At 66.2% G+C, this 3,707-nt stretch carries 5 protein-coding genes and 2 pseudogenes; 4 read left to right on the top strand and 3 right to left on the bottom strand.

Translation table 11 applies throughout. From position 1 onward, the window contains the following. The 3 genes from JCM19049_RS09570 to JCM19049_RS09560 all read right to left on the bottom strand — a co-directional run. On the bottom strand, nt 1-244 hold a 244-nt coding region (locus JCM19049_RS09570), incomplete at its 3' end, for a CrcB family protein (RefSeq protein WP_279402872.1). 1 nt (nt 245) lies between these two features. Continuing rightward, a complete protein-coding gene (locus JCM19049_RS09565) occupies nt 246-686 on the bottom strand; it encodes a CrcB family protein (RefSeq protein ID WP_279402873.1) in 441 nt (146 codons plus the stop codon). Nucleotides 687-1,002: 316 nt separating this feature from the next. Continuing rightward, a complete protein-coding gene (locus tag JCM19049_RS09560; RefSeq protein ID WP_279402871.1) occupies nt 1,003-1,227 on the bottom strand; it encodes a hypothetical protein in 225 nt (74 codons plus the stop codon). A gap of 242 nt (nt 1,228-1,469) precedes the next feature. On the opposite strand from JCM19049_RS09560, the pseudogene nucS reads away from it, so the two are divergent. The 4 genes and pseudogenes from nucS to JCM19049_RS09540 all read left to right on the top strand — a co-directional run. After that, nucleotides 1,470-2,163 (top strand): annotated as a pseudogene (gene nucS, locus JCM19049_RS09555) (endonuclease NucS). 618 nt (nt 2,164-2,781) lie between these two features. Continuing rightward, nucleotides 2,782-2,976 (top strand): hypothetical protein, encoded by a 195-nt coding sequence (locus JCM19049_RS09550; RefSeq protein WP_054821468.1) that lies wholly within the window; start codon nt 2,782-2,784, stop codon nt 2,974-2,976. Next, nucleotides 2,973-3,164, top strand: coding sequence for a hypothetical protein (locus tag JCM19049_RS09545; protein WP_054821467.1), 192 nt, complete (start codon nt 2,973-2,975; stop codon nt 3,162-3,164). The genes JCM19049_RS09550 and JCM19049_RS09545 overlap by 4 nt, the downstream gene beginning before the upstream one ends. Before the next feature lie 107 nt (nt 3,165-3,271). After that, a pseudogene (locus JCM19049_RS09540) lies at nt 3,272-3,707 on the top strand (N-acetylglucosamine-6-phosphate deacetylase); the annotation flags it as partial.

Raw genomic sequence — 3,707 nt, 5'->3', positions numbered from 1 at the left:
AGAAGGTGGTGTAGCCGCCAAGGAACCCGGCGCCCAGGATCAGCCGCCAGGTCTCGGGCAGCAGGTGGCCCACCGCCAGCCCGGTGATTAGGCCCAGCACCAGGGATCCGCTCAGATTAATCAGGATCGTGCCCCACGGCAGGGTGCCGCGCCAGCGCACGGCGATCCACTCCACCAGCACAAAGCGGCTGACGGCCCCCAGTCCCCCGGCCAGGGCCAAGAGCACAAACTGGATCACATCCATCTCACTGCCCCCGTTCCGACTCGGCGGACCTATTTGACTCCACGCTGGCTGGCGGTCCATGCCGGGTGTTGGAGCGCCGGATCGTGGCGGCAAGGATGATTCCGGCGGCCGCCGCCAGGAAACCGAGCACCACGGTGCCCAGTGCATAGGCCACACCCGCCAGCGGGCGGTTCCCGCCCAGCAGCAGGGCCGTGTCCACGGCCAGGGCACTGTAGGTGGTGAACCCGCCCATGAAGCCGGTCCCCACCAGCAGCCGCCAGACCCGGTGGCGACGTTGTTCGGTGCTGTGCTGGGCGAGGGACTCAAGCAGCAGTCCCAGCAGGAAGGCGCCGAGCACGTTGATGGCAAGGATGGTGTACGGCACCGAATCCACCGGTGGGAAGAGCAGGGCAAGGCCCTGCCGGCTGGCTGTGCCCAGCGCCCCGCCAAGAAAAACCAACACCAACGGAACCAGGCGGGCTAAGTGTGGTGTGCGGGCAGGCTTCGGCGTCGTGGAATTCATGCCTTCTCCCCACTGGGTGGCCACACGGTGCATGGCGCGCGGATAACCGCCGCCTGGTAGCCGAGGAATATTCGGGGTTGCAAAGTGTGACGCTCATCGTGGATCTCCTACCTTTCGGGCACAGTGATGCTGCTGAGGTAGGGACCGTTGTCGCAACTGGTGCGAGGTTGGGTACGGCGGGCCCCACCGCCGTGATGCCGGGCATCGCCTTCATTCTGGCACAAGGCCATGGTGCGCAGGAACTCCACAGACACCATCAGTAACGGTAGGAGCGGATCTCCCAGCACCGTTCATGCCAGTGCCGTCGCGCCGCCGCCGAGGCGTCGTCGCCGGACCAGTGATCGGCCCGCCAGGCCACCAGGTGCGAGACCCCCACGCCGATCACCCGGTGGCAGCCCGGGCAGGTGTAGGTCTTCGACGCGGACAGCGGGCTGATCTTGCGCACATGCCACTGCCCGTCCGGGGCATCCTGCAGGCGCACCACCCGTAGCGGGCCCGTTCGACCCAGTCCTCCTCATACTGCGGCGGCCCGGAAGGTTGGCGCGACGTGGTGTTGCGCGACCTTCCATTGCGGCGGGGACGGTTAGAACGAGGCATGGCTCCATCATGCCGCATCGCAGCAAGCCGGTTCCAGCCGAGCGATCACACCGCCGGCGGGCACCACCGGATACCTGCGTCACACGCTGCCTGCATCCGGCGCGGCCAGCAGGTAGTGTTGTGTGGGTGCGTTTAGTTGTTGCAAAGTGTTCCGTGGATTATGCCGGGCGTCTGCGTGCCCACCTGCCCTGGCCAAGCGCCTGATCATGGTCAAGGCCGACGGATCGGTGCTGATCCACTCGGACGGCGGCAGCTACAAGCCGCTGAACTGGATGAACCCGCCGCTGACCATGCACGTGCAGGAACCGGCCCCCGAACTGGCCGAGGAAGGCGTCACCGAGGTGTGGCGTCTGGCCGCGGCGAAGAGCGATGACACGCTGACCATCCACTTCCACCAGATCGAGCACGACTCGGCCCACGAGCTGGGCACCGACCCGGGCCTGATCAAGGACGGGGTGGAAGCCGACCTGCAGCGCCTGCTGGCCGAACAGATCGACCTGCTCGGCGACGGGCACACCCTGATCCGCCGCGAGTACATGACCGCGATCGGCCCGGTGGACATCCTGGCGCGCGACGGCGCCGGGGCCACGGTGGCCGTGGAGCTCAAGCGCCGCGGGGACATCGACGGGGTCGAACAGCTCACCCGCTACCTGGAACTGCTCAACCGCGACCCGCTGCTCAAGCCGGTCACCGGCATTTTCGCCGCCCAGCAGATCAACCGCAGGCCCGCACGTTGGCCGAGGACCGCGGCATCCGCTGCCTGGTGCTCGACTACGACGCGATGCGCGGCGTGGACGATTCGGCCGGGCGGCTGTTCTAGGCTCAGGCAACTGCCGGCTACCGGCCGGGCCACCAAAGCCCGGCAACCATTCACAACGGCGATTCCCAGACATGCCAGCCCGGCGGCGAAGAGTATCGCCAGCGATTTGCGGTCACGGCGCGGATCAATTATTTGAAAGCTTGCCTCGGTTTGTTCGACCCTTCGCATGGTCATTCGAAGATCCTCATCGGCTTCCTGGGCCATGAGATAGGCACATCCAAGGCCCAGCACGGCAAGGACGACAGACGTAATGGACAGCGATGCCACCTGCCACGGAGCGTGCGACAAGCGTGTCCCGCCCAACCCCAGAACCACCAACAAGCCACCAGAAAGACTGATCAGGCTGGTGCAGATCTTCTTCTGGCGTTCGTATTGCATCAGTCTGGCGTAGACCCATTGCCGGTGGTTTACGGTCACTACCCGCTCCAGTCCTTGGTGAAAGAACGCTCCAGCTATCCCGCGATGTGCCGCAGCGATAAACCGCTGCGGTCCGGGCATCGAAACTGGCGCACGGCAGCCAGCGTACCCAGCAATCTCGGACTCATCGCTGCAGTACCCTGGGCTGGAATTATTCGCGAATTTGAGACAAGCCCGAACGAATGTGCCTAAGCTGGGGTCATGAGCACCGAACAGCGCACCGTAATGTTCGCCCGGCTGGTCTCCGACGGCCTGCAGGTTACCGATGGAGCGCTTGCCATCGAGGGCGACCGGATCGTCTTCGCGGGCAACCGCGATGACTTCCTGGCCACCGAGGACGCAGACAGCTTCACGGAGCATCCCCTGGCCGAGGACGCCACCCTGGTTCCCGGTTGATCGACATCCACTGCCACGGGGCGAACGGCGCCGACTTCTCCGATCCCGAGCACGCCGGGGTCAAAGACGCCATCGACTTTTTGCACCGCTCGGGCACCACCACGGTGATCGCCTCCCTGGTCTCCTCCGACCACGAACAGATGCTCAACGCCACCGAACTGCTGGCCGGGTTCGCCGAGGCCGGCTGATTGCCGGGATCCACGCCGAGGGCCCGTTCCTCTCCGCCGAACGCTGCGGCGCCCAGTACCCGGGATTCCTCACCGACCCGGATCCGGACTTCGTCGGGGATCTGGTGATGGCCAGCCACGGGCAGCTGCGCACCATGACCTTCGCCCCGGAACTGGAGGGCACCGAGGATTTGATCGAGGCGCTGGTCTCCCAGGGCATCGTCCCGGCCATCGGGCACACCGCGGCCAGCGCGTCGGTGACCCGCAAGGCCCTGCAGGAGATCACCGAGCAGCTCGAAAGCGCCGGCGTGGACGGCTTCACCGAACGCCCGCTGGTCACCCACCTGTTCAATGCCATGCCGCCGATCCACCACCGTGATCCCGGGCCGGCCGCCGCCGCGCTGGAAATGGCCGCCAAGGGCCATGCGGTGCTGGAGCTGATCGCCGACGGCGTGCACCTGTCCCCCGACACCGTGCGCATGGTCTTCGCGCTGGTGGGCGCCAAGTCCATTGCACTGGTCACCGATTCGATGGCCGCCACCGGGCTGGCCGACGGCCAATACA

It is taken from the genome of Arthrobacter sp. JCM 19049 (genome assembly GCF_001310435.1).
Note: the sequence above shows the minus strand (reverse complement) of the source record. Positions and strands in the feature narration are given on the sequence as shown.

Coding starts and splice junctions, on each gene's coding strand:
- JCM19049_RS09550 (WP_054821468.1), top strand. CDS start 2,782: ATGAGCACCGAACAGCGCACCGTAATGTTCGCCCGGCTGGTCTCCGAC.